Here is a 26913-nt window from a genome sequence, read left to right on the forward strand (position 1 = left end):
TAGAGCGGTGTCCTCCCTCTGGCTGGTTGATTGTGTCCATCAGGCTGATAGCCTTAAGTTGTATACAATCTTTGATTCAGGTCATAGGAACTTGTCTGAAATTCAGGCAGTCTTTCCCTTTGACGGATTTTTGTTAACCATGCCTTGGAGATTCACAATGTTTGCCAAACTTGTTGCAGTATCCCTGTTGACGCTGGCCAGCAGCCAACTGATGGCAGCGGAGTGCAAGACCACCATCGACTCGACCGACCAGATGTCCTTCAACACCAAGGCCATCGAGATCGACAAGAGCTGCAAGACGTTCACCGTCGAGCTGACTCACTCGGGCAACTTGCCGAAAAACGTCATGGGCCATAACTGGGTACTGAGCAAGGAGGCTGACATGCAGCCGATTGCCACGGCTGGTTTGCCAGCAGGCGTCGACAAGAACTACCTGCCGGAAGGTGATGCACGCATCATCGCCCACACCAAACTCATTGGTGCCAAGGAAAGCGACTCGGTGACCTTCGATGTGTCGAAGCTCAATGCTTCCGAGAAGTACGGCTTCTTCTGCTCGTTCCCGGGCCACATCTCGATGATGAAAGGCACCGTTACCCTGAAGTAATCAGCTTCAGGCACAAAAAAGCGGCGCTTCTTTCAGAAATGGGAAGTGCCGTTTTTTTTGGTTTTTTAGAAAGCTCGGTGTTTAGTTGCTTTGGTGTGTATATCCGTTTTTTGCGTAACGGCGGGTTATGGTTCCGCTCTTACAGCGGCTCACTTTTGAGAAGCGCAAAAGTAAGCAAAACGCTTTTGCCCCACCACTCGGTGCCTCGCCTAGGCTCGGCATGCCTGAACGAAGGCATTGCTCCGTGGGCCGCCGCGAAGGGCCATCCATGGCCCAGCGCGGCTAACCCGGCATCCATGCCGGGTTGCCCACTGCGCAACACCTTCGTTCAGCCATCGTGGTTAATGGGGCGCCCGAGATCAACGTCCACCGCGAGGCGGCCTGATAGCCGACCTGGCTCTTGCGGTCGTACACCCATTAGATCTGTGGGAGCAAAGCTTGCTCGCGATGACGGTGTCCCAGTCAATGAAGATGTTGGATGTGCCGGCCTCTTCGCGAGCAGGCTCGCTCCCACAGGGGGCTCTGGATGCACATAAATATTGTCTCTACGGAAGATCCAATGTGGGAGCGAGCTTGCTCGCGATAGCGGTGGCTCAGCCACATAGATGCCGGCATAAGCCCCGCTCTTGCTCTTGCTCTTGCTCTTGCTCTTGCTCTTGCCTTGCTTTGCTTTGGATCTTGATCTGGACGCCCCGTTAAACCACGCTGGCCGAACGCAGGCATTGTGGAGTGGGCATCCCGGCATGGATGCCGGGATAGCCGCGCTGGGCCATGGATGGCCCTTCGCGGCGGGCCCACGGAGCAATGCCTGCGTTCGGGCACACCGAGCCTAAGCGAGGTGCCGAGTGGTGGGGCAGAGCGCTTTTGGTTACTTTTGGCGCTCTTCCAAAAGTGACCCGCTGTAAGAGCGGAACCCTAAGTAGCCGTTACCTAAATAACGGATATACACACCAACCCACGCCTCTCAGCTATCGCGAGCAAGCTCGCTCCCACAGTGATTACCCGTTACGGGGCATAAGGCATCACCCGCTTGTGCTCAGTCTTGCGATAGGTCTCGCAAATGATCCTGAACGCCTCGTCCCGCACAGGCTCGCCATGCAGGAACGCATCGATCTCGGCGTAGGTCACACCGTGGGAGGCTTCATCCGGCTTGCCTGGCGACAGGTCCTCAAGGTCGGCGGTGGGGACTTTTTCCACCAGCGACTCCGGCGCGCCAAAGTCACGGGCGATGGCCCGGACCTGGTTTTTCACCAGGCCGCTGAGCGGGGCCAAGTCACAAGCGCCATCACCGAACTTGGTGAAGAAACCCATCACCGCTTCGGCGGCATGGTCGGTGCCGATCACCAGGCCGTGCTCGGTGCCCGCGATGGTGTATTGCGCCACCATGCGCATCCGCGCCTTGGTATTGCCCAGCACGAAATCCCGCGAGAGCGCTGCCTTGCCTTCGAACGCCGCGACTTGATCGGCCAAGGCCTTGACCGCTGGACCGATGTTGACGGTATGGCGCTCGTCCGGGTCGATGAAGTCCACGCAGGCTTGCGCTTCATGTTCGTCGAACTGGGTTTCGTACGGCAGGCGCACGGCGATGAACTTGTAGGCGGCGTTACCGGTTTTCTCCCGCAGTTCGCGCATGGCGCGTTGGGCCAGCAGCCCGGCGGTCAACGAATCGACGCCACCGCTGATGCCCAGTACGAGGGACTTGAGGCCGGAGTTGACCAGGCAATCCTGGATAAAGTCCACCCGCCGGGCGATTTCGGCCTTGAGGGCGGCGTCATCGGCGAACGGTGGCTGGACCTTGAGCTGTTCAGCAATCTCACGCTGTACGGCTTGCATGAATTCACTCCTTGCTTGATGTGTCTGGAAGGGCGGCAGGTACTTGGAAAACGTGTCGCATGTAGGCGACGAAATTCGGATCCTTGCAGTGGGTCTTGCCGGGCTCGTCTGAAATCTTGGCCACGGGTTGCCCGGCACAGCTGATCATTTTAAGCACGATGCTCATGGGCTCGACACCCGGAATGTCGCAGGTCAGGTTGGTGCCAATACCGAAGCTGACATTAATGCGACCACGCAATGCCCGAAAAATCTCCAGGCATTTGGGTAGTGTCAGGCTATCGGAAAACACCAGGGTCTTGCTCATCGGGTCGATGCCAAGCTTGTGGTAGTGGGCAATGGCTTTTTCAGCCCAGATCACCGGGTCGCCCGAGTCGTGGCGCAAACCGTCGAACAGCTTGGCGAAGAACAGATCGAAGTCCTTGAGGAAGGCGTCCATGGTGATGCAATCGGTCAGGGCGATCCCCAGCAGGCCTCGGTACTCGCGCACCCAGCAATCGAGGGCAGCGATCTGGCTGTCGATCAGCCGCGGGCCCAATTGCTGGTGGGCCATGATCCACTCATGGGCCATGGTGCCCAGGGGCTTCATGTCCAACTCCCGGGACAGGTGCACGTTACTGGTGCCGACGAAACGCCCGGGGAAGTCATGCTTGAGCACGTTGACCACTTCTTCCTGGACGCGGAAGGAAAAGCGGCGGCGGGTGCCGAAGTCCGCGACTTGCAATTCGGACAGTTCTTCGGCGCTGGCGTTGGCGCTCAGCCAGTCGAACTTGCAATACAACTGCTCGCGGGCCTGTTCCAGGACTATTTCACGGTAGCGATAACGATTGCGCACCTCGCTGACAATGGCCAGCAGCGGCACTTCGAACAGAATGACGTGCAGCCACGGCCCGCGCAGGCGGATGAACAGCTCGCCGTTTTCGATACCCGTGTGCACGTAGCGCAGGTTGAAGCGAAACAGCCCCAGGAAACGCAGGAAGTCCGGCTTCAGAAAACTGATGCGCTCCAGGAAACCCAACTGGTCGGCGCTCAGGCTCAGCTCGGCCAGGCGCTCGATCTGAAAGCGGATCTCTGCCAGGTAGGGGCGCAGGTCTTCGCTGTTGCGGCAGCGGAATTCCCATTCGACTTCGACGTTGGGGTAGTTGTGCAACACCGCCTGCATCATCGTCAGTTTGTAGAAGTCGGTGTCGAGCAGGTTCTGCACGATACGATCGGCAAATACGCTCTCGCTCATAGGGTTCTCCAGACAGGCCGCAGCCGAGGGTAGCGAAGTTCGGCGGTTTGTAGTGAAAGGGCTAGTGGCGCATATCACTCATGATGATTGCCAGTTTTTTTTGGTCACTGGGGCTTTTTCGGCTAAGAAGAGCTATTTGTGGCGAGGGGATTTATCGAAACGTCGCCCCGCCCCGCTGTGGGAGCAAGGCTTGCCCGCGATACAGGCGACTCGGTTTCCGGGAGACCGTGGTGCGTTCTTCGCGGGCAAGCCTTGCTCCCACAGGTTCGCGTCGGGTTATGCCGGTATATCCGGGTTGTCGATCTGCTCCAGCATCCACTCCACAAAAAGCCGCACCTTGGGCACTTCCGCCGAATGTTCCGGATAGGCCAGGTAATAGGCGTTGGTGCTGGGCATCGCGTGCGGCCAGGGGATGACCAGTTTGCCGTCGGCCAGTTCTTCTTCCACCAGAAACCGCGGCAGCAGGGCGACGCCGCAGCCGACCTGGGCGGCGCGGATGCACATGTAGAAGGTTTCGAAGCGCGGCCCGTGGTAGCTGTGTTCGGTGTGGTAGCCCTGGTGGTCGAACCAGTCGTGCCAGGCTTGGGGGCGCGAGGCGTTTTGCAGCAGCACCAGCTCGGCCAGTTGGGTCGGGTCGGTGAAGGGCTGCTCAGGCAGGCTGCCGGGCGCACAGACCGGCACCAGTTCTTCGCCAAACAGCTTCAGGGATTCGGTGCCGGGTCGCGAGCCTTGGCCGAAATAGAACGCCAGGTCGCTGCGCCCTTGCAGCAAGTCATCGGCTTCCTGCTCGCTGCACAGGTCCAGGTGAATGGTCGGATGCCGCAACCGCCAGCCCTTCAAGCGTGGGACCAGCCAACGGGCGCCGAAGGTCGGAGGCGTGGACACGCGCAGGACTTCGGTATCGCCGCCGTAGGAACGCAGGTAATGGGTAGACATCTCCACCTGCGTGAGGATTTTTCGCACTTCCCCCAGGTACAAGTCTCCAGCTGGCGTCAGTTGCAAGCGTCGGCGCACGCGTCGAAACAGCAAGTGCTGCAGCAACTCTTCCAGTTGCGCGACCTGTTTGCTGACGGCGCTCTGGGTCAGGTTCAGCTCTTCGGCGGCGCGGGTGAAGCTCAGGTGGCGGGTCACTGCTTCGAAGCACTGCAGCGCCGTGATCGACGGTAAATAGCGTTTATTGAGCATGATGAGGCCTTATTTCTTGTCGCTCTGCTTATCCGGTCATGGCCAGCATGAATAAACGGAATGATATCTCGCTTAAAGGTCGTTTGTTGGCAAGACTCAGGCCAGCTACAACTACAGGTCTGATCAGTCGCATTCGTCCGGCTGCCAATCCTTTGTTTTTCGTGTGAGGAAATTTTCCATGGTTGCTGCATTGCTTGATCGCTTGGGCGTCGACTCGGCCTTGTACCAGAACGGCACACAACCGGTGCATTCGCCCATTGATGGCAGCCGTATCGGCGCCGTGAACTGGGAAGGCGCGGCTGAAGTCGAGCAGCAGGTCAGCCGTGCCGAACACGCCTTCGACCTGTGGCGCAAGGTGCCGGCCCCGCGTCGCGGCGAGCTGGTGCGTCAATTTGGCGACCTGTTGCGTGAATACAAGGCCGACCTCGGCGAGCTGGTGTCGTGGGAAGCCGGCAAGATCACCCAGGAAGGCCTGGGTGAAGTGCAAGAAATGATCGATATCTGCGACTTCGCCGTCGGCCTGTCCCGCCAGCTGTACGGCCTGACCATCGCCTCCGAGCGTCCTGGCCACCACATGCGTGAGTCCTGGCATCCGCTGGGTGTGGTTGGGGTGATCAGTGCCTTCAACTTCCCGGTGGCGGTCTGGGCCTGGAACACCACGCTGGCCCTGGTGTGCGGCAACGCGGTGATCTGGAAGCCGTCGGAAAAGACCCCGCTCACCGCCCTGGCGTGCCAGGCGTTGTTCGAGCGCGTGCTGAAGAACTTCAGTGACGCACCGCCGTACCTGAGCCAGGTGATCATCGGTGGTCGCGATGCTGGTGAAGCGCTGGTGGATGACCCGCGCGTGGCCTTGATCAGCGCCACCGGCAGCACCCGCATGGGTCGTGAAGTGGCACCGAAAGTCGCCGCGCGTTTTGCCCGCAGCATCCTGGAACTGGGCGGCAACAACGCCATGATCCTGGCACCGAGCGCCGACCTGGACATGGCCGTGCGCGCCATCCTGTTCAGCGCCGTCGGCACCGCCGGCCAGCGTTGCACCACCCTGCGCCGGCTGATTGCCCATGAATCGGTGAAGGAAGAAATCGTCACCCGCCTCAAGGCCGCCTATTCGAAAGTGCGTATCGGCCATCCGTTGGAAGGCAACCTGGTCGGGCCGCTGATCGACAAGCACAGCTTCGACAGCATGCAGGATGCGCTGGAGCAGGCCTTGAGTGAGGGCGGGCGCGTGTTTGGTGGCAAGCGCCAGCTTGAAGACCAGTTCCCGAATGCCTATTACGTCTCGCCGGCCATCGTCGAGATGCCCGAGCAGAGCGATGTGGTGCGCCACGAAACCTTCGCACCGATCCTGTACGTGGTCGGCTACAAGGATTTTGCCGAGGCCTTGCACCTGAACAATTCCGTGCCCCAGGGCCTGTCGTCCTGCATTTTCACCACCGACGTGCGTGAAGCCGAGCAATTCATGTCGGCCGTGGGCAGCGACTGCGGCATCGCCAACGTCAACATCGGCCCGAGCGGCGCCGAGATCGGCGGCGCATTCGGTGGCGAAAAAGAAACCGGCGGCGGTCGCGAATCCGGCTCCGACGCCTGGCGCGGCTACATGCGCCGCCAGACCAACACCGTGAACTACTCGCTGGAGTTGCCGTTGGCGCAGGGGATTACCTTTGATTAAGGCTTGAGCCAAGCGGTGATCCCATGTGGGAGCGAGCTTGCTCGCGATAGCGTCGAATCAGCCGACATCAATATCGGTAGATAAACCGTCATCGCGAGCAAGCTCGCTCCCACAAATGAAAGGGTGTGGTGGTTGGGTTTCTTTTTCGGAGTCTGGCAATGCCGTTACGCGAAGAATGTCTGTGGGAAAAACTGACGCCGCAAAGGCCTGAAAACAGCGCGCTCACCGGTGAAGTCACGGCCGATGTCTGCGTGATCGGCGCGGGTTTTACCGGGCTGTCGGCGGCGGTACATTTGCTCGAACAAGGCAAGCGCGTGGTTGTGCTGGAGGCTCATCGGGCCGGGCATGGTGGATCGGGGCGTAACGTCGGGTTGGTCAACGCCGGCCTGTGGATCCCGCCGGATGACATCGAGGCCGGGTTCGGCGAGGCGGTGGGCAGCCAGCTCAACCGCATGCTGGGGGCCGCGCCGGCCCTGGTGTTCAGCCTCATCGATAAATACAACATCGATTGCCAACTGCGCCGCGAAGGCACCCTGCACATGGCCCATAACGCCCGGGGCGAGGCCGACCTGCGCAGTCGTGAAGCGCAATGGAAGCGCCGCGGTGCCCCGGTGGAATTGCTCACCGGCCAGGCCTGTGTCGATGCCACCGGCACGTCGAAAATCGCTGCGGCATTGCTCGACCGTCGCGCCGGCACGCTCAACCCGATGGCCTACACCAGCGGGTTGGCCAAGGCGGCCACAGACCTTGGCGGCCAGTTGTTCGACCATTCACCGGTGACGCGCCTGGAACGCCAAGGCCAGCGCTGGTCGGTGCAGACTGCCCAGGGTTCGGTGCTGGCCGAGCAGGTGGTGATCGCCTCCAACGCCTACACCGAGGGCGACTGGACCGAACTGCGGCGAAATTTCTTCCCCGGTTATTACTATCAGGTCGCTTCGGCCCCGCTGACTGACGAGGCCGCCCGACGCATTCTGCCGGGCGGGCAGGGCTCGTGGGATACCCGCCAGGTGTTGAGCAGCATCCGCCGGGACAAGGATGGCCGTTTGCTGCTGGGCAGCCTGGGCAATGGCAACCGCAAGCCGACCTGGTTCCTCAAGGCTTGGGCCGACCGGGTGCAGCAGCATTACTTTCCTTATCTCAAGTCGGTGGAGTGGGAGTGCACCTGGACCGGTTGCATTGCCTTCACCCCCGATCACTTGATGCGCCTGTTCGAACCGGCCCCCGGGCTGGTGGCCGTGACCGGCTACAACGGCCGGGGCGTGACCACCGGTACTGTGGTCGGCAAGGCGTTCGCCGACTACCTGTGCCACGGCGATGCCCAGGCCCTGCCGATCCCGTTCGCCCCCATGCAGCCGGTGGCCGGGGTGGGGTTGCGCAGTTGCTTGTATGAGGCGGGCTTCTCGCTGTATCACGCGGGCCAGTGCCTGCGGATCGTCATTTGAGTGTTGAAAATTGTTACTGGAACCCGCTTTTTCCGGCGTAGCGTCTAGCCTGTTATGGTGCGGGTTGTAGCAATCGCGCACCGACAGTGTGCAGTTCGGTGACGCGGGTTGTTACACAGTGGTTGCACGCCGTTTCGTGCGATGGTTGCAATGATGGCTCACGGAGGGTTTCACCTATTTAAATAAAAGGTTGCACCTCGTGCGGTTTAGACGGTTGCACGCCCTATGAAAAAGGGCTCGAAACAGTCGAAATAACAATAAAGCAGCGACTTTTTTCAGAATAAAAAACCGATGGCACGGCCCTTGCTCTGAGCTTTTCAGTGAAATGAAGTCGCAGTGCCAACTAAAAAAAACCTTGGAGCACCACCTCATGTCCCAGACGTTTTACAAGAAAGGTTTCCTGGCCCTCGCAGTGGCAGCTGCGTTGGGTGTTTCTGCGTTTGCTCAAGCTGATGTGAAATTTGGTGTGGCGGGGCCGATGACCGGCGCCAACGCTGCATTTGGCGAGCAGTACATGAAAGGTGCCCAGGCGGCAGCCGATGCCATCAACAAGGCCGGCGGCGTCAACGGTGAGAAGATCGTACTGGTCGCTGGCGACGACGCCTGCGAACCCAAGCAGGCCGTGGCCGTGGCCAACCGCCTGGTCGACCAGGACAAGGTGATCGGCGTGGTCGGGCACTTCTGCTCGTCCAATACCATCCCGGCCTCCGAGGTCTACGACGAAGCCGGCATCATCGCCATCACCCCGGGCTCCACCAACCCACAGGTCACCGAGCGTGGCCTGAGCGCAATGTTCCGCATGTGCGGTCGTGACGACCAGCAGGGCATCGTGGCAGGCGACTACATCGTTGACGTGCTCAAGGGCAAGAAAGTGGCTGTGCTGCACGACAAGGACACCTACGGCCAAGGCCTGGCGGATGCCACCAAGGCACAACTGGCCAAGCGTGGCGTGAAGGAGGTGCTGTACGAAGGCCTGACCCGCGGCGAGAAAGACTTCAGCGCCGTGGTCACCAAGATCCGTTCGGCCGGTGCCGACGTGGTCTATTTCGGTGGTCTGCACCCGGAAGCCGGCCCGCTGGTTCGCCAGTTGCGTGAGCAAGGTCTCAAGGACGTTAAGTTCATGTCCGACGATGGCATCGTGACCGACGAGCTGGTCACCACCGCCGGCGGCGCGCAATACGTCGATGGCGTGTACATGACCTTCGGTGCCGACCCGCGCCTGCTGCCAGACAGCAAGGTCGTGGTTGAAGAGTTCCGCAAGAACGGCACCGAGCCTGAAGGCTACACCCTGTACGCCTACGCTTCGGTCCAGGCCCTGGCCGCCGGTTTCAATGGCGCCAAGTCCAACAAAGGCGAAGACGCGGCCAAGTGGCTCAAGGCCAACCCCGTCCAGACCGTGATGGGCAAGAAGGAGTGGGACACCAAGGGCGACTTGAAAGTCTCCGACTACGTGGTCTACCAGTGGGACAAGGACGGCAAATATCACCAGTTGGAAAAACAGAAGTAAGGGCTGAAACGACCGTCCAAGCCTTCTAGGGCAGCCGGGCAAGCCCCGGTTTCCATGAGGCTCGCGCCGGTCGTGCCTGACACTGCTCCGACGTAAATCTGTATTTTCCTTAGAAGAACCGCACACCTCAGGGTGTGCAGGTTCTCACTGCGTGAGATTGCGTTATGGATGGTATTTTCCTGCAGCAACTGATCAATGGCCTGACCCTCGGGTCGGTCTATGGTCTGATCGCCATCGGCTACACAATGGTCTACGGCATCATCGGCATGATCAACTTCGCCCACGGCGAGGTTTACATGATTTCCGCTTACCTCGCGGCAATCAGTCTGGCTCTGCTGGCTTACTTCGGTATTGAATCCTTTCCGCTTATGATCCTCGGCACTCTCGTGTTCACGGTCGTGGTCACCGGGGTATACGGCTGGGTCATCGAACGCGTCGCCTACAAACCCCTGCGCAACTCAACCCGGCTGGCACCGCTGATCAGTGCCATCGGCATTTCGCTGATCCTGCAGAACTATGCACAGATCAGCCAGGGCGCCCGCCAACAGGGTGTTCCGACACTGCTCGAAGGCGCCATGCGCGTCGACATCGGCAGCGGTTTCGTCCAGCTCACCTACACCAAGATTTTCATCCTGATCGCCGCATTCGCCGGGATGGCCTTGCTGACCTACATCATCAAGTACACCAAGCTCGGACGCATGTGCCGCGCCACCCAGCAAGACCGCAAGATGGCCTCGATCCTGGGGATCAACACCGACCGGGTGATTTCCTACGTGTTCATCATCGGCGCGGCCATGGCGGCCCTGGCCGGTGTGCTGATCACCATGAACTACGGCACGTTCGACTTCTATGCTGGCTTCATCATCGGCATCAAGGCGTTCACTGCTGCGGTACTCGGCGGCATTGGCTCCCTGCCTGGGGCGATGCTCGGCGGGATCATCCTCGGCATTTCCGAGTCGCTGTTCGCCGGTCTGATCAACTCTGACTACAAAGACGTGTTCAGTTTCTCGCTGTTGGTGCTGATTCTGATTTTCCGTCCCCAGGGCCTGTTGGGTCGCCCACTCGTGGCGAAGGTATAAGTATGTCTGCTGCCAATAAACCGCTTGATATCAAACAGAGCGTCATCGACGCGATCCTGGCCGGCCTGATCTCGCTGATCGTGTTCGGGCCGATTGTCGGCGTGGTGCTCGACGGCTACAGCTTCAACCTGCAACCGGCCCGCGTCGGCTGGCTGGTGGCTATCGTGATGATCGGGCGCTTTGCCTTGAGCCTGTTCCTGCAAACCCCCAAGGGACTGAAGATTCTCCAGGGTTTCGAAAGCACTGGCTCCGGCGTGCATGTGCTGCCACCCGACTACAAGTCGCGGCTGCGCTGGATCATCCCGGCGCTGATCGTGATTGCCATCGTGTTTCCGTTCTTCGCCAACAAATACGTGCTCACCGTGGTCATCCTCGGGTTGATCTATGTGCTGTTGGGCCTGGGCCTGAACATCGTGGTCGGCCTGGCGGGGCTGCTCGACCTGGGTTATGTGGCGTTCTACGCCATCGGCGCCTATGGCCTGGCGCTGGGCTACCAATACCTGGGGCTGGGGTTCTGGACCGTACTGCCCCTGGCGGCCATCGCGGCGGCGATGGCGGGGTGCATCTTGGGTTTCCCGGTGTTGCGAATGCACGGTGATTACCTGGCCATCGTGACCCTGGGCTTTGGCGAGATCATTCGCCTGGTGCTCAACAACTGGCTGTCGTTCACCGGCGGGCCGAATGGCATGCCTGTGCCGTCGCCGACCTTTTTCGGCCTGGAGTTTGGTCGAAGGGCCAAGGATGGTGGGGTACCGTTTCATGAGTTCTTCGGCATCGACTACAACCCCAATATCAAATTCCTGTTCATCTACATCGTGCTGTTCATCACGGTGCTGCTGGTGCTCTACGTCAAGCATCGCCTGACCCGCATGCCGGTCGGACGTGCCTGGGAAGCCTTGCGCGAGGATGAAATCGCCTGTCGCTCCATGGGCCTGAACCATGTGCTGGTCAAGCTCTCGGCCTTTACCATCGGTGCGTCCACGGCGGGCCTGGCGGGGGTGTTCTTCGCCAGTTACCAGGGTTTCGTCAACCCGTCTTCGTTCACCTTCTTCGAGTCGGCGCTGATACTGGCCATCGTGGTGCTGGGGGGCATGGGCTCGACGGTCGGCGTGGTGATTGCCGCGTTCGTGCTCACCGTGGCGCCGGAGCTGTTGCGCAGTTTCTCGGAATACAGGGTGCTGTTGTTCGGCGTATTGATGGTGTTGATGATGATCTGGCGGCCTCGCGGCCTGATCCGTATCAGCCGTACCGGGGTAACGCCGCGCAAGGGGGTAGCGCCATGAGCGAAGTCGTACTCAAAGTTGAAAACCTGATGATGCAGTTCGGTGGTATCAAGGCCCTCAGCGACGTCAGCCTGCAAGTCAAGCGCAACTCGATCTTCGCCCTGATCGGCCCCAATGGTGCGGGCAAGACCACGGTGTTCAACTGCCTGACCGGTTTCTACAAGGCTTCGGGCGGGAATATCGAGCTCAACGTGCGTGGCGAGCAAACCAACGTCATCAAGCTGTTGGGCGAGGCGTTTCGCCCGACTGATTTCGTGTCGCCGAAAGCCTTCGCCAGCCGGCTGTATTACAAGATGTTCGGCGGCACCCACCTGGTGAACCGCGCCGGCCTGGCGCGCACCTTCCAGAACATTCGCCTGTTCAAGGAAATGTCGGTGCTGGAAAACCTGCTGGTGGCCCAGCACATGTGGGTCAACCGCAGCATGGTGGCGGGCATCCTCAACACCAAGGGCTACCGCAAGGCCGAAAGCGACGCCTTGGACCATGCCTTCTATTGGCTGGAAGTGGTGGACCTGGTGGATTGCGCCAACCGCCTGGCGGGCGAGCTTTCCTATGGTCAGCAGCGGCGCCTGGAAATCGCCCGGGCCATGTGCACACGCCCACAGATCATCTGCCTCGATGAACCGGCCGCCGGCCTCAACCCTCAGGAAACCGAAGCGCTGAGCGCGATGATCCGGCTGCTGCGCGACGAGCATGATCTGACCGTGGTGCTGATCGAACACGACATGGGCATGGTAATGAGCATTTCCGACCACATTGTGGTGCTGGACCACGGCAACGTGATCGCCGAGGGCGGTCCCGAGGCGATTCGCAACGATCCGAAGGTGATCGCGGCCTACCTGGGTGCCGATGAAGAGGAACTGGTATGAGTGGACCTATCCTCGAGCTCAAGGAGTTGGACGTGTTCTACGGGCCGATCCAGGCCCTGAAAAAAGTCTCGATGCACATCGGTGAAGGTGAAACCGTGAGCCTGATCGGCTCCAACGGGGCCGGCAAGTCCACGTTGCTGATGTCGATCTTCGGCCAGCCGCGTGCTGCCGGCGGGCAGATCATCTACCAGGGCGTGGACATCACCCACAAGTCGTCGCACTACATTGCCTCCAACGGCATCGCGCAGTCGCCGGAAGGGCGGCGGGTATTCCCGGACATGACCGTCGAGGAAAACCTGCTGATGGGCACCATTCCCATAGGTGATAAATATGCCAGCGAAGACATGCAGCGCATGTTCGAGCTGTTTCCACGGCTCAAGGAGCGCCGCAACCAGCGGGCCATGACCATGTCCGGCGGCGAGCAGCAAATGCTCGCCATCGCTCGGGCATTGATGAGCCGGCCCAAGTTGTTGCTGCTCGATGAGCCGAGCCTGGGGCTGGCGCCGATCGTGGTGAAGCAGATCTTCGCCACCCTGCGCGAGCTGGCCTCCACCGGGATGACCATCTTCCTGGTGGAACAGAACGCCAACCACGCCCTCAGGCTGTCGGACCGGGCCTATGTGATGGTCAACGGCGAAATCCGCCTGACCGGCACAGGCAAGGAGCTGCTCGCCAACGAGGAAGTGCGCAACGCGTACCTGGGCGGGCATTGAGGCGGCTGTTGCAATGAAAAAAACCGGCGAGTGATCGCCGGTTTTTTTATCTCCCCAAAACACCACTGTCCCTCTGTGGGAGCGGGCTTGCTCGCGAAAGCGGTGGATCAGACATATTGATGTCGACTGACACGCCGCCTTCGCGAGCAAGCCCGCTCCCACATGGGGATTTCGGTTGTCTGTGGCAATTGTGGACAACAATCCTGAGTCCCTGCGAAACCGCGACATAAAGTCGCCGCAAACAGTTGTTTTGTCACGGTTTTGACTTGTCCCCGTTTGCTGTGGAACTGGCTGTGGGTAACGTGGGAGTAGCTGGCTGCAAGCCTTTGAATACGTGGCTTGCAGGCCTGTGGTTGTTTTTTGATCAGGCGTTTTTCGTCAAGCGGGAGTGACTGTTGTCAACACTTTTATGAACACTGCAATGGGCTCGAAAGTCGGTGGGCAAGCCTGTGGATAAGTCTGTGATTAAACTCTGGAAAGACCGCGCTGAGTACCGTCGTTACTGGCTTGGAGCCATCGCCCATCTCGCGTTGGCTTATAGCAGATAACTTGCGCTGCACAACCTCACTTGCAGGGTCAAGCGAAAAAAATTTCCAAATACCCCGCAAAGCCTTATGCACAGCGGCTTGCGGGTTTTGCACTTGCCCCCGATTACTGTGGACGTGCCTGTGGATAAGGTGCGGGCAACCGGCTGCGGCCCTTGTTGGACAAGGCCTGGCGGGGATTGGTTGTTTTATGAGCAGTTGTGGGGCAAAAGCCGTGTGCAAGCCTTGCTCCTACCGTGCCAGGGCGGGCATGCTGTGGGCCGATTTCCATTTAATGGCTGTTGAAGTTCAAACAAGGAGAACACGATGTCTGACACCCTGTTTATTACCGGCGCGACGTCCGGTTTTGGTGAAGCCTGTGCCCGTCGTTTTGCCGAGGCCGGTTGGAAACTGGTGCTGACCGGTCGTCGTGAAGAACGCCTCAATGCCCTCTGTGCCGAGCTGTCGAAGCAGACCGAAGTCCATGGCCTGGTCGTGGATGTGCGTGATCGCAAGGCCATGGAAGAGGCCATCGCCAACCTGCCGCCATCCTTCGTCAAATTGCGCGGGCTGATCAACAACGCCGGCCTGGCCCTGGGCGTTGACCCGGCGCCCAAGTGCGACCTCGATGACTGGGACACCATGGTCGACACCAATGTGAAAGGGCTGCTCTACAGCACTCGCCTGCTGTTGCCGCGCCTGATCGCCCATGGTCGTGGAGCAGGGATCGTCAACCTGGGCTCTATCGCCGGCAACTACCCGTATCCGGGCAGCCACGTGTATGGCGCGAGCAAGGCGTTCGTCAAACAGTTCTCCTTGAACCTGCGTTGCGACCTGCAAGGCACGGGCGTGCGGGTGAGCAATATTGAGCCGGGCCTGTGCGAGAGCGAGTTTTCCCTGGTGCGCTTCGGTGGCGACCAGGAGCGCTACAACGCGACCTACGCTGGCGCTGAGCCGATCCAGCCACAGGACATCGCCGATACGATTTTCTGGGTGCTCAATGCGCCAGCGCACATCAACATCAACAGCCTGGAGCTGATGCCGGTGAGCCAGACCTGGGCCGGGTTTGCCATTGAGCGCAACAAAACATAAAACCGCGTTATCGTTCATCGCGGGCAAGCCTTGCTCCCACAGGTTTGACTCATCTCTGGGGAGCAGGACTTCCACAGGTTTGACTCATCTCTGGGGAGCAGGACTTCCACAGGTTTGACTCATCTCTGGGGAGCAGGACTTCCACAGGTTTGATTCATCTCTGGGGAGCAGGACTTCCACAGGTTTGACTCATCCCTGGGGAGCAGGTCGGCTCTGATCCCTGTGGGAGCAAGGCTTGCCCGCGATAGCGGTTTACCAATCAGCCCAGATAATCGGCCAGCCCGCGATAGCAGGTCAGCAGGTGATACGGCGTGGTGGACGGCATGTCCCGGCGGCTGACGATGCCGTCGGCGTCCAGGCATTCGTTCCACCCCTTGGCATGCAGGAAATGCTGCTGCAGCGCCTGCAATTGACGCAGCAGCAGCAGCAGCCCCTGGTTGTCCGGGCGCAAGGTGAGTGCCCGCAAGTATTCCGCCTGGGCCCAGATGCGTTGGGTGGCATCGCGTGGGCCTGCCTGGGATCCCAAGGCCAGCATTGCACACACAGCACCGGAGTCCGGGGCGACGCCGCGTTGTTCGGTATGGCCGAAGCTGCGCTCCAGGGCGGTGTGCAACTTGCCGTTGCGCAACAGCGGCGATGAAGCCAGCAAGTAATACCATTCGAACTGGTGCCCCGGTTCGAACCAGTTATCCACAGCCTTGAGCGGCTTCTCCATCATCACGCGTTGCTGCGGCTCGATGAACTGCTTGGACATCCCGTCGCACAGGCTCAGCAACGCCTGGCGGACGTTGGCGTCTTCGCGGACCGAGAGCGTGGCGAGGAACGCTTCGGCCAGGTGCATCAAGGGGTTTTGCAACGGGCCGGATCCGGTCGTTGACCAATCGCGCTTGAGGCTGGCCTCGTAGAGACCGTCTGCACTGGCAAAACGCTTGGCAATGACCTCCAGGCTGGCGTTGAGCACCGATTCCACCAGCGGTTCGCGAACCTTGCCCCAGTAATGAGCGCAGGCGAACAGGATGAAGGCGTGGGTGTAGAGGTCTTTGCCGGTGTCCAGCGGCACGCCTTGCGGGTCGATGCTGTAGAACCAGCCGCCATGCTCGGCATCGTGGAAATGACGCTGCAGCGAGCGGAACAGTGCGCTGGCCCGTTCCTCGGCCTGGGGCACTTCGCCAATCAGGCTGGCGAACACATACAGCTGCCGCGCACAGGCCATGGCGCGATAGCGCTGGGGTGGCAGCGGCGCATGTTCGGCATCCAGGGATTCATAGGGCAGCGCCAGTTCGGCATTCCAGCCCGGGCCCTGCCACATCGGCACGATCACGTCGTGAAAATGCTGACGCACCGTTGCAAACAGGGCAGTCAATTCAGGCTGGGGAGCGGGGCGGGAAGCATGAGGCATTGGCGGACGTCGTCACGGCTGGGGGCGATTGCGCGACATGGTAGCAGAGTGGCAGGCCTGGGGAGATGGGGCGGCTGTCAGGCCGCCTTCGCGAGCAAGCCCGCTCCCACAGGGATCGATCAAACTGTGGGAGCGGGCTTGCTCGCGAAGGGGCCTTTGAAGGCGCTAAATAATCAACCCGCCAACAACCAAACCCCAGCCCCCGCCGAAGCCGCCCCGGCCAATCGAACCAATGGCGCCGCCGCTCGCGGCAACACCCGCACCAGGGCAAACCCGGCGCCATGCAACGCTGCTGTCGCCGCGACGAAGCCCGCCGCATAGGCCCACGGGCTCGACATGTTCGGCAGTTCCAAGCCGTGGGCCACGCCATGGAACAGCGCAAACAGTGCCGTCGCACCGACCGCCAGGCTCAATGGCGGACGCACCGCCAATGCCACCGCCAGGCCCAGGGCGAGCACCGAGGCGGCGATCCCGCTTTCCAGCGCTGGCAGCTCCAGGCCTTCAAAGCCCAGCAGGCCGCCGAGCAGCATCGTACCGACGAAGGTGCAGGGCAGCGCCCAGCGCGCGGCCCCTTGTTGTTGTGCGGCCCACAAACCGACAGCCAGCATTGCCAGCAAGTGGTCGAGCCCGCCGATGGGGTGGCCGAGGCCGGCGATCAGGCCATTGTCGCCATGGCCTGGGTGGGCGAAGGCCAGGGTCGGGGTCAGCAGCAGGGCGAGGGCGCCGAGGAGGCGTTTGAAGGTCATGGATAAGCTTCCTTGTGGTCAGTCGGAAAGATCAGGCGGCGGTCAGCAGACCCTGGCGCTCGATGAAGGCGATGATGTCGTCCAGGCCCTGGCCGGTCTTCTGGTTGCTAAACACAAAGGGCTTGCCGTTGCGCATCCGCCGGGTGTCGCTGTCCATCATTTCCAGGGATGCACCCACCAGCGGTGCCAGGTCGATTTTATTGATCACCAGCAGGTCGGATTTGCAGATGCCCGGCCCGCCCTTGCGCGGCAGCTTGTCGCCGGCCGAGACGTCGATCACATAGATGGTCAGGTCCGACAGCTCAGGGCTGAAGGTCGCCGACAGGTTGTCACCGCCCGATTCCACCAGGATCAGGTCCAGGTCCGGGAAGCGCCGGTTCAACTGGTCCACCGCCTCAAGGTTGATCGACGCGTCTTCGCGAATCGCCGTGTGCGGGCAGCCGCCGGTTTCCACGCCGATGATCCGCTCCGGCGCCAGGGCCTCGTTGCGCACCAGGAAGTCGGCGTCTTCGCGGGTATAGATGTCGTTGGTGACCACTGCCAGGTTGTAGCGTTCACGTAGAGCCAGGCACAGGGCCAGGGTCAGGGCGGTCTTGCCGGAACCTACCGGGCCGCCGATACCGACGCGCAGAGGTTGTGTATTCATGGGTGTCTCCTAGGAACGGAACAGACGGCTGTACTGGCGCTCATGAGCCATGCACGCCAGGGACAGGCCAAAGGCGGCGCTGCCGTAATGGTCGGGGTCGATGTTCGAGGCGTCGTGCTGAGCCTGTTGCAGCAGTGGCAGCAGTTCGCTGGTCAGGCGCTGGGCGGCTTGCTGGCCCAGGGGCAGGGTTTTCATCAGCACCGCCAGTTGGTTTTCCAGCCAGCTCCACAGCCAGGCGGCGAGGGCGTCCTGGGGGGTGATATGCCAGGCGCGCGCCGCGAGGGCCCAGCACAAGGCCAGGTGCGGCTCGCTGCGTTGTTCAAGAAAGTCCCGGGCGGCACGGTCGAGCTCCGGCAGGCCGGCGAGCAGTTGCTGCAACGAGTAGCCCATCTGCCGGCTTTCCTGATACAGCTCACGGGTTTCCCGGCTGGCGCGGTGTTCTTCGCAATGCAGCAGCAGGGCGTCCCAATCGTCAGCGGCTGCTGCGCTGCAGTGCGCCAGCAGCAAAGGCGCCTCGAAACGCGCCAGGTTCAGCAGCAATTGATCGCTGATCCAGCGACGGGCGTCGTCGCAATTCTTGACCAGGCCGTTGTCCACCGCCATCTCCAGCCCCTGGGAATAGCTGTAGCCGCCAATCGGCAATTGCGGGCTGGCCAGACGCAGCAGCGCCCAGGCCGGGTTCATGTGCGCACGCCAAACTGATGCAGGCGCGGCGCGTAGTTGAAATCTTCGTCGCCGTGCCGGGAGTGATGATGACCGCCGCCATAGGCGCCGTGTTCCGGCTGGAACGGGGCTTCGATGGGTTCGGCGCGGGCGCCCAGTTGCTCGAGCATCGCCTTGAGCACGTAATCGTCCAGCAGGCGCAACCAGCCATCGCCTACTTGCAAGGCGACATGGCGATTGCCCAGGTGATAGGCGGCGCGGGTCAGTTCAAACGCGTTGGCGCAGGTGACATGCAGCAATTGTTCGGCGCGAGCGCAGACGCGCACGATGCGCCCGTCTTCGGCCTGCAGGCATTCGCCGTCGTACAGCGGCGGTTGGCCTCGCTCCAGGAACAACCCCACGTCTTCACCCTCGGCACTGAAACAGCGCAGACGGCTTTTGCTGCGGGCGTCAAAGGTCAGGTGCAGCTCGGCGTCCCAGCGCGGTTGAGTGTCGATTCTGCGGTGAATCACCAGCATCGGAGTGCTTCCAGCAATGAACAGTGCTGTGTTTAGAGCAAGGGGCTTGCCAACCGAATGAGGTGTAGGAAATAGCTGGGATGGCGTTTCAGGATGGGGCGGATTGCGTGCCATGTTGGTGCGCGCCGAGATGTCGCGCACCATTATGCGACGGGCACAAAAAGAACCTGTGGGAGCGAGCCTGCTCGCGAAGGCGTCGGTTCAGTTGGCATTGATAGGGGCTGAGACTCCGCTATCGCGAGCAAGCTCGCTCCCACAGTGGGGTACATCCGGGGGTTTATTCGGTACTGCCCAACCCTTGCCAATGCTTGAGGCCAATAAAGATGAACCGCAGTTGCTGGGTAATCTTCGCCTGGGGCGTGAGGTGTTCGGGGAGGGCTTGGGCGGGTGGGTCGATGATGTCCGGCAGGGTGGCGAATACGCTCTTGACGATGAGGTCGGCCATCACGCCCAGGGCGGCCAGGTCCAGGTGCTGCAACTTGGGCATCAAGGCCAGGTCGGCGGCCAGGTCCGAGCTGATGTCTTCGCGCAGTTGGGCGATGGCCTGGCGCACCGGCAGGGAGCCGCCGTATTGCTCGCGGGCCAGGAACAGGAACTGCGATCGGTTGGCCTGCACCACATCGAGAAAGATCCGCACCGAGGCATCGATAATGCCGCCCATGACGAATTCGTTGTGGCGTACCAGGCGGATGGTTTCGCGGAAGGTCTGGCCGACTTCGCTGACCAGTGCCAGGCCCAGTTGGTCCATGTCGTCAAAGTGCCGGTAGAACCCGGTGGGCACGATGCCGGCTGTCCGGGTGACTTCCCGCAGGCTCAGGCTACCGAATCCCCGGCCACACTCCATCAAATGACGGGCTGCATCCATCAGGGCAATTCGGGTCTGTTGTTTCTGTTCGGCGCGGGGCAGCATCGCAGGGCTGGCTTCTGATTCACGGGAGCGACGCACTCTAGCAAATCGGCTTTGCCGACGTCGAACGGTAGAGAGGGGGGGGCGGGAAAACGAAGGGCTTGAAAAGTCAAAAGCCCGATTGCAGGAATCGGGCTTTTTTTTGGGCCATCATGGGCTCAGCTCACTGTGCCATTGCGTTCGATCGTGCGATCACCACCGCCTTCGGCCACGGTTTCGCCCAGTTTGGTGCGGGAAGACCCGTCTTCAGCAAGGGTCTGGCCAGGTGTGCGGTCAGAACCGTCGGCGGCGAGGGTTTGGCCAGGTGTGCGGTCAGAACCGTCGGCGGCGAGGGTCTGGCCAGGTGTACGGTCAGAACCGTCTTCAACCAGGCCTTTTTCTTCCAGGCGATCACGTCCGCCTTCGGCAACAGTCTGGCTGTAGACAGAGTGGCTGTCCTTGACCTGTGGTGTGGCTTGTTCGGAGGCTGGCAGTGCGAAGGCAGTCGAGGCCAGCAGTGAAAGGGACAGGCTCATCAGTAATTGGCGTTTCATGATCGTTGCTCCTTGGGGGGGCGATAAAGTGGGTACGAGGGCAATGCTACTCTCGATAAGTCGATATAAAAGTTCATAAACGCAATGGTAATAATCAACGGAATTGATTGTTCAGCGCGAAGGCTCTAGAACGGGCGTTTCCGAGGTGCCGTTTTGCACCGGGGTGGGTATTTTGTACCCACTACTGCCTCGTGAATGTGCGGATGCGGTAACAGTTTGTTGGCTGATCGGTCAGGATCCTGGCATTTTTTTTGTGCCGTTCATCGGCACCTGTAAGCTGTTTCACCAGTCCAACCCTTTATGACGAACCGGCTGCAGGTTCGTGTTTCCAGCGGCGTCGCGGTTGCGGACGCTGACTTGTCATCAGGAGCCTTGTGCATGACGCGCACCTCGAAAATCCTCGCCTGGAGCTTTGCCAGCCTTGTTGTCCTGCTGGCCGTGCTGGTCCTGGTCATCGCGTTCTTCGACTGGAACCGCATCAAGCCCACGCTCAATGCCAAGGTTTCCGAGGAGTTGCATCGCCCCTTCGCCATCAACGGCAATCTGGCGGTAGCCTGGCAGCGTGAGCCAGAGGAAGGGGGCTGGCGTGCCTGGCTGCCCTGGCCCCATGTGGTGGCCGAGGATTTGAGCCTGGGCAACCCTGACTGGTCGAAAACCCCGCAAATGGTCACGCTCAAGCGTGTCGAGTTGCGCGTGTCCCCCTTGGCCTTGCTGGCGCGGCGGGTGGCGATCCCGCGCATCGACCTGACGGAGCCCAATGCCAACCTGCAGCGTCTGGCTGACGGACGCGCCAACTGGACCTTCCAATTCGATCCGAAAGACCCGGACGCCGAGCCGTCCAGCTGGGTGGTGGACATCGGCGCCATCGGCTTCGACAAAGGCCACGTCACCCTTGATGACCAGACGCTCAAGACCCGGCTCGACCTGTTGATCGACCCATTAGGCAAACCCATCCCGTTCAGCGATATCGTCGGTGACAAGGCTGCCAAAAAAGCCCAGGACCAAGGCGCCACACCGCAGGATTACGCGTTCGCCTTCAAGGTCAACGGGCAGTATCACGGGCAAGCCCTGGCCGGCTCCGGCAAGGTCGGTGGTTTGCTGGCATTGCAGGATGCGTCACGACCCTTTCCGCTCCAGGCCCAGGCGACGATCGCCGCCACCCGCGTCGAGTTGGCCGGAACCCTCACCGATCCGATGAACCTCGGGGCCCTGGATTTGCGCCTGAAACTGGCCGGCAACAGCCTCGCCCATCTCTACCCACTGACCGGCGTGACCCTGCCGGATTCGCCGCCGTATGCCACCGATGGCCGCTTGATTGCCAAGCTGCATGAGCCGGGAGGGGCGCTGTTTCGCTATGAGGCGTTCAACGGCAAGATCGGCGACAGCGATATCCATGGCGACTTGGCCTATGTCGCCAGCCAGCCCCGGCCGAAACTCAGTGGCGCGCTGGTCTCCAATCAACTGCTGTTCAGTGACCTGGCGCCGCTGATCGGCGCTGACTCCAATGCCGAGCAAAAGGCCCGCGGCGGCGCCAGCAAGCAGCCGACTGGCAAGGTCTTGCCCGTGGAAGAGTTTCGCACCGAGCGTTGGAGTGTGATGGACGCCGATGTCGAGTTCACCGGCAAACGCATCGTCCATAGTGAGCAGTTGCCGTTCGCCGACCTTTACACCCATCTGGTGCTCAACGATGGGCAGTTGAGCCTCGAGCCCCTGCGCTTCGGCGTGGCCGGTGGCCGCCTTGATGCACAGATCCGCCTCAACGGGCGCACCCGGCCCCTTGAAGGCCAGGCGAAGCTGACGGCGCGCGGTTTCAAGCTCAAGCAACTGTTCCCCGGTTTTGAGCCGATGAAAACCAGCTTCGGCGAATTGAACGGCGATGCCGATATCACCGGGCGCGGCAATTCGGTGGCGGCGTTGCTGGGCACTTCCAATGGCACGCTGAAAATGCTCATCAACGATGGTGCCATCAGTCGTGAGCTGATGGAGCTGGCGGGGCTGAACGTCGGCAACTACGTGGTGGGGAAAATCTTTGGCGACAAGGAAGTGAAGATCAACTGCGCGGCGGCGGACTTCGACATCAAGACGGGCCTGGCCACCACGCGCCTGTTCGTGTTCGACACCGAGAACGCGATCATCTACATCGACGGCACGGCGAATATGGCGAACGAACAACTGGACCTGACCATCACCCCCGAGTCCAAGGGCTGGCGCCTGATTTCCCTGCGCTCGCCGTTGTACGTGCGGGGCTCGTTCGCCAAGCCCGCCGCTGGGGTCAAGGCCGTGCCGCTGATGCTGCGCGGTGCCGGGATGGTGGCGTTGGGCGTGATCGCCGCGCCGGCCGCCGGCTTGCTCGCGCTGGTAGCGCCCAGCGGCGGTGAGCCGAACCAGTGCGCGCCGCTGCTGGAGCAGATGAAGGCGGGCAAGGCGCCGGTGACGGTCAAGCCGACCCGGTAGCCGACGGATTGCTGTGATGCTTAGGGCCCTTTCGCGAGCAAGCCCGCTCCCACAGTTGACCGAGTTCTTTCAGAAAGAATGCGGTTCAAGTGTGGGAGCGGGCTTGCTCGCGAAGGGGCCCTAAGGTGTATCAGAGGTCGGCGAGGATATCGGCCATGTCATCGGCATGCTCTTCTTCCTGGGCCAGGATGTCTTCGAAGATGCGCCGGGTGGTCGGGTCTTTTTCGCCAATGTACTGGATGATTTCCCGATAGCTGTCGATGGCGATGCGTTCGGCCACCAGGTCCTCGTACACCATTTCCTTGAGGGTGTTGCCCGCCACGTACTGGGCGTGGGAGCTGCGAGTCAACAGGTCGGGGTTGAACTCCGGCTCGCCGCCCAACTGCACGATGCGCTCGGCAAGTTTGTCGGCGTGTTCGGCTTCCTGGTTCGCGTGTTCGAGGAATTCATTGGCCGCCACGCTGGCCTTGAGGCCGGTGGCCATGAAGTAGTGGCGCTTGTAGCGCAGCACGCAGACCAGTTCGGTGGCCAGCGCTTCGTTGAGCAGGCGGACAACTTCCTGCCGATCGGCGCCGTAGCCTTCGGTCACTGCACCGTTCTGCACGTTCTGCCGTGCACGTTCGCGCAGGGTGGTTACATCGGATAAGTGCATGTCGCTCATCTCGTTCTCCTGGAGGCTGATCCGGTGGGAGCGTCACGCTCTGATGGCGCGATCACTCTAGGTCTGAGTGACACGGTCCTGAAAAAGTTTTACCGAGTTTTTCAGTGCATAGCCGGACAGCCGCGCTTCCTCCCCCAGCCACTGGAAGAACGCCCGCACCGGCGGGTGGCGTTCGCGGCCCGGGACGCACAGGGCGCTGTAGCCGGCGCCATTGACCTGGATGTCTGGGCGATAGCCCACCAGCAAACCACTGGCGATGCTTTCGGAAGCCAGGATATTGCTCGCCAGCACCAGGCCCTGCCCGGCAATCGCCGCTTGCAAGGCGTAATGCTCCTCGTCGTACTCGCGCATGCATGGCTGCCGGGCAAGCCAGGTTTCCCCGGCCTGGGCGCACCAGGCATCCCAACCATGGGCGTACAGCTTGGAGTTGTGCCAATGCACGCTGATCAGCGTCGGCACCTGCCGTGCTGCCAGCGCCACCTGTTCAGGCGAGCCATAGACCCCGAAGCTTTCATCGAACAGGCACATACCGTAGAGGTTCGGATAGGCGTCCAGGCTGTAGCGCACCACCAGGTCGACGCTGGCGTCCTGGTGCAGGTCGATCACCTCGCAGTGGGTGTCCAGGCGCACGTTGATGTTCGGGTGACGCGCATAAAAACGCCCCAGGCGAGGCACCAGCCACAGGGCGGCAAACGCTGCGGTGGTGGACAGTGTCAGGTGGCTGGTGCTGCGTTGCGGGCGCAGGGTGTCGACGCTTTGTGCCACTTCCAGCAACGCCCCATGCAGGCTGTGGAACAAGCGTTGCCCGCCGTCGGTGAGGCGTACCTGGCGTGGCAGGCGTTCGAACAGCGCCAGCCCCAGCCAGCTCTCCAGGGATCGAATCTGATGGGAGACCGCCGTAGGCGTCACCGACAGCTCCGCCGCGGCCGCCTTGAAGCTGAGCAACCGCGCGGCAGCCTCGAAGGCGCGCAGGGCGTTGAGCGGCAGGTTGGCGAACATCTGAACTCTCCTGAAAATGCTATGGATGAAATTAATTCATCTTGATGAATTAGCGCTCATTTGTCTGTCAGCAGCGCTGGGCTTCAAGCTGAAGGGCACAAGCAGTGTCGATTGTAGCCGGATAAAGGATATTCAGATGAGCAAGATTCTTGTAGTACATGGCAGTCCCCGTGGCGAGCGCTCTCATTCCCGGCGCTTGGCTGAGACCTTTGTTTCAGCGTGGCAGGCCGCCCATCCACAATCCCAATTGACCCGTCGCGAAGTTGGACGGACGGTGATTGCGCCGGTCAACGAAGCGTTCATCGCCGCGGCGTTCTACCCTGAGCCCCAGGCTCGACCGTTGATCATGCAAGCGGACCTGGCCCTGAGCGATGCCTTGGTCGAGGAGTTGCAAGCCCATGACCGACTGGTGATCTCCGCGCCCATGCACAACTTCAGCGTGCCCAGCGGCGTGAAGGCCTGGATCGACCAGATCGTGCGCATCGGGCTGACGTTCAACCACAGCCTGGATAACGGCGTGTCGCACTACGAGCCGCTGTTGCAGGGCAAGAAAGCCCTGATCGTGACCAGTCGCGGCGATTTCGGTTTCGGCCCTGGCGGCCCGTTGGAGAGCATGAACCACGCCGACACACTGTTGCGCACTGTCTTGGGGTTTATCGGCATCAGCGATGTGACGGTGGTGGCGGCCGAAGGCGAAGAATCGGCCGAGCGCAGCTTTGCGTTGTCCTGCGCCGAGGCCGAGGAGCGTCTGCTGGCCTTGGCGCGGTCCTTCTGAGAGGCTGCGCAGCCTAACGGGAGCAAGCGCCCTCGCCACGGATTCATCTGGGTGTCATAGACTGGTCATCATCGGTACCGATGCTGACCCTCTTGATCACAAGGATGTCGCCATGTCGCAGCGCTGCGCCACTCGTTACCCGCTGGTACTGGTTCCGGGCATGCTCGGGTTCATACGCCTGGTGCTGTATCCGTACTGGTATGGGATCGTCTCGGCGTTGCGTCGCGGCGGGGCCGTGGTCGTGGCGGTGAAGGTTTCGCCGCTGCATTCTTCCGAGGTGCGCGGCGAGCAATTGCTGGCACGGATCGAGGAGATCCTGCGGCAAACCGGTGCGCAGAAGGTCAATTTGATCGGCCACAGCCAAGGCAGCCTCACCGCCCGCTATGCAGCCGCCAAGCGCCCGGACCTGGTGGCGTCGGTCACATCGGTGGCCGGCACCAACCACGGTTCCGAACTGGCCGATTACCTGCAGCTCCACTACCCCGCCGACAGTGCCAAGGGGCGCGTGCTCAGTGCCGTGCTGCGGCTGATCAGCGCCCTGATGAGCCTGCTGGACACCGGCTATCGCGGGCCGAAGCTGCCGGTGGATGTCCACGCTTCCCACGCCTCCCTGACCACCGCCGGGGTGGGGGTGTTCAACCAACGTTATCCACAGGGCCTGCCGGTTACCTGGGGCGGGAATGGGCCGGAAGAGGTCAATGGCGTGCGCTATTACTCGTGGTCCGGCACCTTGCAGCCGGGCAAGACCGACAAGGGGCGCAACCTGTTCGACGGCACCAACCGCAGTTGCCGTTTATTTGCTCGCACCTTTGTAAGGGAGGCGGGGCAATGCGACGGCATGGTCGGACGCTACAGCTCGCACCTGGGCACGGTCATCGGCGATGACTATCCGTTGGACCACTTCGACATCGTCAACCAGTCGCTGGGGCTGGTGGGCAAGGGGGCTGAGCCGATCCGGTTGTTTGTCGAGCATGCCGAGCGGTTGAAGGCGGCCGGGGTGTAGATCATCAGGAAGACGGCGTTATCGTTCTTCGCGAGCAAGCCCGCTCCCACAATTGACCGCATTCTGTCTGAAGAAACTCGGTCGAATGTGGGAGCGGGCTTGCTCGCGAAAGCGGTAGTTCAGGCACTGAGAATCTCTTGGGTGAAGGTGTAACAGGCTTTGTCTACACTGCACCTCATCGCCACCCTCTCGTGTGGCAGCCAGGAGAAACACCATGAAGATGCTGCGTGTGCCTTTGTTGATGATCGGTTTATTGCTGTGTTCCCAGAGCTTCGCCGAGACGGCGCAGCAGACCAAGATGACCACCTGCAACGCCGACGCCACCGCCAAGGCCCTCAAGGGCGACGAGCGCAAAGCCTTCATGAGCACTTGCCTCAAGGCTACCCCGCAGGATCGCATGAAAACCTGCAACGCCACCGCCACCACCCAGGCGTTGAAGGGCGATGCCCGCAAGGCGTTCATGAGTGAGTGCCTGAAGAAAAAATAAGCGTTGAACCCATGAGCCCTATCGTCGGATCGCCGCCCGGAGCAAGCTCGCTCCCACAGTGGGCCGGGCGATGCCGATCCAGGGTGGGAGC

General features: G+C 61.2%; 25 protein-coding genes. 13 read left to right on the plus strand and 12 right to left on the minus strand.

Going from position 1 to position 26913, the window contains the following annotated elements; all coding sequences use genetic code 11:
* The first annotated feature begins 157 nt into the window (after window positions 1-157).
* On the plus strand, window positions 158-604 hold the full coding sequence (azu, locus tag AD662_RS02965) for an azurin (protein WP_053185350.1): 447 nt from the start codon (window positions 158-160) through the stop codon (window positions 602-604).
* A 1005-nt stretch (window positions 605-1609) separates the two neighbouring features.
* Here azu and nadE read toward each other — a convergent pair.
* The 3 genes from nadE to AD662_RS02980 all read right to left on the minus strand — a co-directional run bounded on the left by nadE (window position 1610) and on the right by AD662_RS02980 (window position 4853).
* Window positions 1610-2437 (minus strand): ammonia-dependent NAD(+) synthetase, encoded by an 828-nt coding sequence (nadE, locus tag AD662_RS02970; protein WP_024617377.1) that lies wholly within the window; start codon window positions 2435-2437, stop codon window positions 1610-1612.
* A gap of 4 nt (window positions 2438-2441) precedes the next feature.
* Window positions 2442-3668 carry a nicotinate phosphoribosyltransferase gene (gene pncB / locus AD662_RS02975; protein ID WP_018606276.1) on the minus strand — a complete coding sequence of 409 codons (1227 nt, stop codon included), beginning with the start codon at window positions 3666-3668 and terminating at the stop codon, window positions 2442-2444.
* Window positions 3669-3944: 276 nt separating this feature from the next.
* A complete protein-coding gene (locus tag AD662_RS02980; protein WP_018606274.1) occupies window positions 3945-4853 on the minus strand; it encodes a LysR family transcriptional regulator in 909 nt (302 codons plus the stop codon).
* Between the two features lie 178 nt (window positions 4854-5031).
* Between AD662_RS02980 and amaB the strand changes: the two genes are divergently transcribed.
* The 8 genes from amaB (at window position 5032) to AD662_RS03020 (ending at window position 15031) form a co-directional block, all read left to right on the plus strand.
* On the plus strand, window positions 5032-6522 hold the full coding sequence (amaB, locus tag AD662_RS02985; RefSeq protein ID WP_018606272.1) for an L-piperidine-6-carboxylate dehydrogenase: 1491 nt from the start codon (window positions 5032-5034) through the stop codon (window positions 6520-6522).
* 158 nt (window positions 6523-6680) lie between these two features.
* Complete coding sequence (gene amaA, locus AD662_RS02990) at window positions 6681-7964, plus strand: L-pipecolate oxidase (protein WP_053185355.1); 1284 nt, start codon at window positions 6681-6683, stop codon at window positions 7962-7964.
* Window positions 7965-8334: 370 nt separating this feature from the next.
* Complete coding sequence (locus tag AD662_RS02995; protein WP_018606268.1) at window positions 8335-9471, plus strand: branched-chain amino acid ABC transporter substrate-binding protein; 1137 nt, start codon at window positions 8335-8337, stop codon at window positions 9469-9471.
* 164 nt (window positions 9472-9635) lie between these two features.
* Complete coding sequence (locus AD662_RS03000) at window positions 9636-10550, plus strand: ABC transporter permease subunit (protein ID WP_014336328.1); 915 nt, start codon at window positions 9636-9638, stop codon at window positions 10548-10550.
* 2 nt (window positions 10551-10552) lie between these two features.
* The gene (gene livM, locus AD662_RS03005) at window positions 10553-11833 is read left to right on the plus strand and encodes a high-affinity branched-chain amino acid ABC transporter permease LivM (RefSeq protein ID WP_018606266.1); all 1281 of its coding nucleotides are present in this window, start codon (window positions 10553-10555) and stop codon (window positions 11831-11833) included.
* On the plus strand, window positions 11830-12702 hold the full coding sequence (locus AD662_RS03010) for an ABC transporter ATP-binding protein (protein ID WP_018606264.1): 873 nt from the start codon (window positions 11830-11832) through the stop codon (window positions 12700-12702). Before livM ends, AD662_RS03010 begins: the two co-directional genes overlap by 4 nt.
* Window positions 12699-13415, plus strand: a complete 717-nt coding sequence (locus tag AD662_RS03015) for an ABC transporter ATP-binding protein (protein ID WP_018606262.1) — start codon at window positions 12699-12701, stop codon at window positions 13413-13415. The genes AD662_RS03010 and AD662_RS03015 overlap by 4 nt, the downstream gene beginning before the upstream one ends.
* A gap of 851 nt (window positions 13416-14266) precedes the next feature.
* Window positions 14267-15031 carry an SDR family oxidoreductase gene (locus AD662_RS03020; protein WP_053185358.1) on the plus strand — a complete coding sequence of 255 codons (765 nt, stop codon included), beginning with the start codon at window positions 14267-14269 and terminating at the stop codon, window positions 15029-15031.
* A gap of 259 nt (window positions 15032-15290) precedes the next feature.
* Here AD662_RS03020 and AD662_RS03025 read toward each other — a convergent pair whose 3' ends face one another.
* The 7 genes from AD662_RS03025 to AD662_RS03055 all read right to left on the minus strand — a co-directional run bounded on the left by AD662_RS03025 (window position 15291) and on the right by AD662_RS03055 (window position 20443).
* Complete coding sequence (locus AD662_RS03025; RefSeq protein ID WP_053185362.1) at window positions 15291-16430, minus strand: AGE family epimerase/isomerase; 1140 nt, start codon at window positions 16428-16430, stop codon at window positions 15291-15293.
* 173 nt (window positions 16431-16603) lie between these two features.
* Entirely contained in the window at window positions 16604-17176 is a 573-nt protein-coding gene (locus AD662_RS03030; protein ID WP_053185365.1) for a HupE/UreJ family protein, read from the minus strand.
* Window positions 17177-17207: 31 nt separating this feature from the next.
* The gene (gene ureG / locus AD662_RS03035) at window positions 17208-17822 is read right to left on the minus strand and encodes an urease accessory protein UreG (protein ID WP_018606254.1); all 615 of its coding nucleotides are present in this window, start codon (window positions 17820-17822) and stop codon (window positions 17208-17210) included.
* A 9-nt stretch (window positions 17823-17831) separates the two neighbouring features.
* Window positions 17832-18506, minus strand: coding sequence for an urease accessory protein UreF (locus tag AD662_RS03040; RefSeq protein WP_018606251.1), 675 nt, complete (start codon window positions 18504-18506; stop codon window positions 17832-17834).
* Window positions 18503-19003, minus strand: coding sequence for an urease accessory protein UreE (gene ureE, locus AD662_RS03045; protein ID WP_018606250.1), 501 nt, complete (start codon window positions 19001-19003; stop codon window positions 18503-18505). The genes AD662_RS03040 and ureE overlap by 4 nt, the downstream gene beginning before the upstream one ends.
* 277 nt (window positions 19004-19280) lie before the next feature.
* On the minus strand, window positions 19281-19913 hold the full coding sequence (locus AD662_RS03050) for a TetR family transcriptional regulator (RefSeq protein WP_018606248.1): 633 nt from the start codon (window positions 19911-19913) through the stop codon (window positions 19281-19283).
* A gap of 155 nt (window positions 19914-20068) precedes the next feature.
* A complete protein-coding gene (locus AD662_RS03055; protein ID WP_018606246.1) occupies window positions 20069-20443 on the minus strand; it encodes a hypothetical protein in 375 nt (124 codons plus the stop codon).
* Window positions 20444-20821: 378 nt separating this feature from the next.
* Between AD662_RS03055 and AD662_RS03060 the strand changes: the two genes are divergently transcribed.
* The gene (locus tag AD662_RS03060) at window positions 20822-22897 is read left to right on the plus strand and encodes an AsmA family protein (RefSeq protein WP_053185367.1); all 2076 of its coding nucleotides are present in this window, start codon (window positions 20822-20824) and stop codon (window positions 22895-22897) included.
* A gap of 130 nt (window positions 22898-23027) precedes the next feature.
* Here the strand turns inward: AD662_RS03060 and AD662_RS03065 are convergent, their stop codons facing one another.
* Window positions 23028-23558 carry a ferritin-like domain-containing protein gene (locus AD662_RS03065; protein ID WP_053185370.1) on the minus strand — a complete coding sequence of 177 codons (531 nt, stop codon included), beginning with the start codon at window positions 23556-23558 and terminating at the stop codon, window positions 23028-23030.
* A 57-nt stretch (window positions 23559-23615) separates the two neighbouring features.
* Window positions 23616-24557 carry a LysR substrate-binding domain-containing protein gene (locus AD662_RS03070; protein WP_024617365.1) on the minus strand — a complete coding sequence of 314 codons (942 nt, stop codon included), beginning with the start codon at window positions 24555-24557 and terminating at the stop codon, window positions 23616-23618.
* A 136-nt stretch (window positions 24558-24693) separates the two neighbouring features.
* Between AD662_RS03070 and AD662_RS03075 the strand changes: the two genes are divergently transcribed.
* The 3 genes from AD662_RS03075 to AD662_RS03085 all read left to right on the plus strand — a co-directional run bounded on the left by AD662_RS03075 (window position 24694) and on the right by AD662_RS03085 (window position 26822).
* The gene (locus tag AD662_RS03075; protein ID WP_053185373.1) at window positions 24694-25332 is read left to right on the plus strand and encodes an FMN-dependent NADH-azoreductase; all 639 of its coding nucleotides are present in this window, start codon (window positions 24694-24696) and stop codon (window positions 25330-25332) included.
* A gap of 112 nt (window positions 25333-25444) precedes the next feature.
* Window positions 25445-26335, plus strand: a complete 891-nt coding sequence (locus AD662_RS03080) for an esterase/lipase family protein (protein WP_053185375.1) — start codon at window positions 25445-25447, stop codon at window positions 26333-26335.
* A gap of 214 nt (window positions 26336-26549) precedes the next feature.
* Window positions 26550-26822: a PsiF family protein gene (locus AD662_RS03085; protein WP_018611870.1), complete on the plus strand. Its 273-nt coding sequence runs from the start codon at window positions 26550-26552 to the stop codon at window positions 26820-26822.
* Window positions 26823-26913 lie beyond the last annotated feature (91 nt).

It is taken from the genome of Pseudomonas kilonensis (assembly GCF_001269885.1).
Lineage (GTDB): Bacteria > Pseudomonadota > Gammaproteobacteria > Pseudomonadales > Pseudomonadaceae > Aquipseudomonas > Aquipseudomonas kilonensis.